Raw genomic sequence first — 4226 nt, forward strand, 5'->3', positions numbered from 1 at the left:
CGCTATGCCGCGGTGCTGGCAGCGCGCGGGGTGGGCAAGGGCGACGTGGTGGGCATCATGCTTCCCAACTCACCCGACCCGGTGCTGCTGATGTTGGCAGCGGTCAAGTGCGGCGCGATCTCCGGGATGCTGAACTACAACCAGCGCGGCGACGTGCTCAATCACAGTCTGGGATTGCTGTCGGCCAAGGTCATCGTCGCCGACTCCGACTTCGTCGACCCGATCAAGGAAAGCGGCGCCGACACCGAAGGGTTGATTGAGCTCGAGGAGTTCAAGAAGCTGGCCGAGACCGCGCCGACGAAGAACCCGGCGACCGCGTCGGCCGTGCTCGCCAAGGACAAGGCGTTCTACATCTTCACCTCGGGCACCACCGGAATGCCCAAGGCCAGCATCATGACGCACTACCGGTGGCTGCGGGCGCTCGCCGGTTTCGGCGGCCTCGGGATGCGGCTCAACAACAACGACACCCTGTACTGCTGCCTGCCGCTCTACCACAACAACGCGCTGACGGTCGCGCTGTCGGCGGTGCTCAGCTCCGGGTCGTCGCTGGCGCTGGGCAAGTCGTTCTCGGCCTCGAAGTTCTGGGACGACGTGATCCGCTACGACGCAACGGCATTCGTCTACATCGGCGAGGTCTGCGCGTATCTGCTCAACCAGCCGGAGAAGGACACCGACCGCAAGCACAAGGTGCGGGTGATCGCGGGCAACGGCCTTCGGCCGTCGATCTGGGACGAGTTCACCAAGCGCTTCGGCATCGACCGGGTCTGCGAGTTCTACGCGGCTAGCGAGGGCAACACCGCGTTCGTCAACGTTCTGAACGTCGACAAGACCACCGGCATCTGCCCGACGCCCGTCGCGTTCGTGGAGTACGACGACGAGACCGGCGACCCCAAGCGCGATGACAAGGGCCGTGTCCGAAAGGTCAAGAACGGCGAACCGGGTCTGCTGCTGTCGAAGGTCAGCAGTTTCCAGCCGTTCGACGGCTACACCGACAAGGAAGAGTCCGAGAAGAAGCTGGTGCGCGACGCCTTCAAGGACGGCGATGTGTGGTTCAACACCGGTGACCTGATGCGCTCGCAGGGCTTCGGGCACGCGGCGTTCACCGACCGGCTCGGCGACACGTTCCGGTGGAAGGGCGAGAACGTCGCCACCACCGAGGTCGAGGCGGCGGTGTCCACCGACCCGCAGATCGAGGAAGCGACAGTCTTCGGCGTCGAGGTGCCCGACGTCGGCGGCAAGGCCGGTATGGCCGCCATCCAGCTCAAAGAAGGCAAGGAGTTCGACGGCAAGGCGCTGGCGAAGGCCGTCTACGAGCACCTGCCCCCCTATGCGGTTCCGCTGTTCGTCCGGGTCGTCAAGGAACTCGCGCACACGTCGACGTTCAAGAGCCAGAAGGTCGACCTCCGCAAAGAGGGCTTCGGCGGCAGTTCCGGCGAGGGTGACGAGGAAGCCAACGACATCGAGGACCCGATCTACGTGCTGTCGGGACCCGACGAGGGCTACGTCGAGTACTACGACGACTACCTCGCCGAGGTGAAGGACGGCAAGAAGCCGAAGTAGTTATTTCGACGCGCGATAGTCCGCCGTGTATGGCCAAGCCCGACTTCGCAATCGGACTGGTCAAAGCGATTAAAGCGCTGGCGAACCCTGCTAGCGTCGAGAGATCGCTATGCGCCGGGTCGGGAGTGTACGAAGATGGTGAAGCTGTTCGCTACCACAGTGATTGTCGCGTTTGGCGGTCTGGTGATGTCGTTGACGTCGGGCGCCGGGAATGCTTCCGCGCAACCCGATATGTCCACGCTGATCAACACGACGTGTACCTATCCACAGGTAGTGGCGGCGCTGAACGCGCAATCGCCCGAACTTTCCAACCAGTTCAACACGCAACCGATGGCGCAGGCCATGCTGCGGACATTCCTCGCATCGCCGGTGGATCAGCGCCAGCAAATGGTCCAGGCGCACAGTGCGCATTGGGGGCAACAGTTCACTGGATCACTCCTGCAGGTCGCCGCCGTCTGCAACAACTACTGAGCGACGTTTCTGCATGGACGTGGCCTCGATGCTGCAGTCGATCCCACCTATTGCCGTGTATCTGCTTGTCGTCGCCGTCGTAGGGATCGAGAGCGTAGGCATTCCGGTTCCGGGGCACACCGTGCTCGTCGGCGCGGCATTGCTGGCCTCGCGTCCCAACCTCGACATCAGCCCGATAGCCGTGGGCGCGGCCGCAACGGCCGGGGCGATCGTCGGAGGCGCCATTGCATACACGGTCGGGCGTCGATTCGGCATGTCGCTCTTCGAGCGGCTCGGCAAACGCTTTCCCAAGCACTTCGGCCCCGGGCATGTCGCGCTCGCCAGGCGGCTGTTCGCCCGCTGGGGCGTGTCTGCGGTGTTCTTTGGGCGTTTCATCCCCTTACTTCGCATCTTGGCCAGCCCTCTCGCCGGTGCGTTGAAGATGCACTACCCGCACTTCATTGCCGCCAACGTCGTGGGGGCGCTGTGCTGGGCGGGGGGCACGACAGCCGCCGTGTATTACGTGGGCTTGGCCGCCGAGCGATGGGTTTCCCGGTTCGGCTGGGTGGCGCTCGTCGTTGCTGTGATTTGTGGCATCGCGATGACACTGCTACTGCGGGAACGTGCCAACCGTCTGATCGTCGGACTCGAGTCAGAATACGACTGGGAAACGCTCAGACACCATTAGATGCGTCTCTGCGTTTTACCCGGCTGGGTAGGACGACAGTTCAAAGTCGGCGCGGTTGATTGCACTAGGCGCGACTGAGCGTGCCGAAATCGCACGCCCGTAGCCTGGAAGTATGCAGACGACCTTCTGCGGCCGTCCGGTGGCAGGCGATCGTGCGCTGATCATGGCCATCGTGAACCGCACGCCGGACTCGTTCTACGACGGCGGCGCCAATTTCACCGATGAGGCCGCCAAGTCCGCGGCCCACGGGGTGATAGCCGACGGCGCCGACGTCGTGGACGTCGGCGGGGTCAAGGCCGGGCCCGGCGAGAACGTCGACGTCGACGAAGAGGTCGCGCGGGTGGTGCCGTTCATCGAGTGGCTCCGCGACAGCTACCCCGACCAGCTGATCAGCGTCGACACCTGGCGTTCGGCGGTCGCGAAGCAGGCCTGCTCGGCAGGGGCGGACCTGATCAACGACACCTGGGGCGGCCATGACCCGGGCCTGGCCGAGGTCGCCGCGGAGTTCGGCGCGGGCCTGGTGTGCTCGCACACCGGCGGCGCGACACCGCGGACCCGCCCGTTCCGGGTGAACTACGGAATCTCCGAGCGAGGCGTCGTCGACGACGTGATCGCCGAGGTGACCACCGCGGCCGAACGGGCGGTGGCCGCCGGGGTGGCGCGAGACGCAGTGTTAATCGATCCGACGCACGATTTCGGCAAAAACACTTACCACGGTCTTAGTTTGTTGCGCCATGTAAAAGACCTTGTAAAAACTGGATGGCCAGTCCTGATGGCGCTGAGCAATAAAGATTTCGTCGGGGAAACTCTCGGTGTGGACCTGACAGAACGCTTGGAAGGCACCCTCGCAGCGACGGCGCTGGCCGCCGCGGAGGGCGCCGCGATGTTCCGAGTGCATGAAGTCGGGCCCACGCGGCGCGTTCTCGAAATGGTCGCGTCGATCCAGGGCGTGCGTTCGCCCACGCGCACGGTTAGGGGACTGGCATGACACTGAGACGGACCCGAGTGAGGATCGCTGGGCCCACGCCCGCAGGGCAGGGGACGAGGGACGAGCGAGGACCGGAGCGAGGGGGAGTCGAACGATGACGCTGTCTCCTGAACTTCCCGGCACTGACGTGGTCGCCGGCCGATGGTTGAACGACCACAGCTTCAGCCGACCCACGTGGACCATCGCCGAGCTGGAGGCGGCCAAGGGGTCGCGCACCATCTCGGTGGTGCTGCCCGCACTCAATGAGGAACAGACCGTCGGCTCGGTCGTCGAGACCATCACCCCACTGCTCGGTGGCCTGGTGGACGAGATCATCGTGCTGGATTCCGGCTCCACCGACGACACCGAGATCCGTGCGCTGGCGGCCGGTGCGCGGGTGATCAGCCGCGAGGTCGCACTCCCCGAGGTCACACCGCAGCCGGGTAAGGGTGAGGTGCTGTGGCGCTCGCTCGCGGTGACCACCGGCGACATCGTCGTGTTCGTCGACTCCGACCTGATCGACCCCGACCCGATGTTCGTGCCGAAACTGCTCGGCCCGCT

General features: G+C 64.8%; 5 protein-coding genes. All 5 read left to right on the forward strand.

The window, feature by feature from the left end:
- Window positions 1–1560: long-chain-acyl-CoA synthetase FadD6 (gene fadD6 / locus QOJ24_RS26015; protein ID WP_526266381.1), on the forward strand; the 1560-nt coding region annotated here is incomplete at its 5' end.
- 135 nt (window positions 1561–1695) lie between these two features.
- Window positions 1696–2031: a hemophore-related protein gene (locus QOJ24_RS26020; RefSeq protein WP_526266383.1), complete on the forward strand. Its 336-nt coding sequence runs from the start codon at window positions 1696–1698 to the stop codon at window positions 2029–2031.
- A 13-nt stretch (window positions 2032–2044) separates the two neighbouring features.
- Window positions 2045–2698 (forward strand): VTT domain-containing protein, encoded by a 654-nt coding sequence (locus QOJ24_RS26025; protein WP_526266385.1) that lies wholly within the window; start codon window positions 2045–2047, stop codon window positions 2696–2698.
- Between the two features lie 112 nt (window positions 2699–2810).
- Complete coding sequence (folP, locus tag QOJ24_RS26030) at window positions 2811–3686, forward strand: dihydropteroate synthase (protein WP_526266386.1); 876 nt, start codon at window positions 2811–2813, stop codon at window positions 3684–3686.
- 94 nt (window positions 3687–3780) lie between these two features.
- The coding region (locus QOJ24_RS26035) for a glycosyltransferase family 2 protein (RefSeq protein WP_526266388.1) at window positions 3781–4226 on the forward strand (446 nt) is incomplete at its 3' end.

It is taken from the genome of Mycobacterium sp. (assembly GCF_032159775.1).
Taxonomy (GTDB): domain Bacteria; phylum Actinomycetota; class Actinomycetes; order Mycobacteriales; family Mycobacteriaceae; genus Mycobacterium.

Coding starts and splice junctions, on each gene's coding strand:
- folP (WP_526266386.1), top strand. CDS start 2,811: ATGCAGACGACCTTCTGCGGCCGTCCGGTGGCAGGCGATCGTGCGCTG.
- QOJ24_RS26025 (WP_526266385.1), top strand. CDS start 2,045: ATGGACGTGGCCTCGATGCTGCAGTCGATCCCACCTATTGCCGTGTAT.
- QOJ24_RS26020 (WP_526266383.1), top strand. CDS start 1,696: ATGGTGAAGCTGTTCGCTACCACAGTGATTGTCGCGTTTGGCGGTCTG.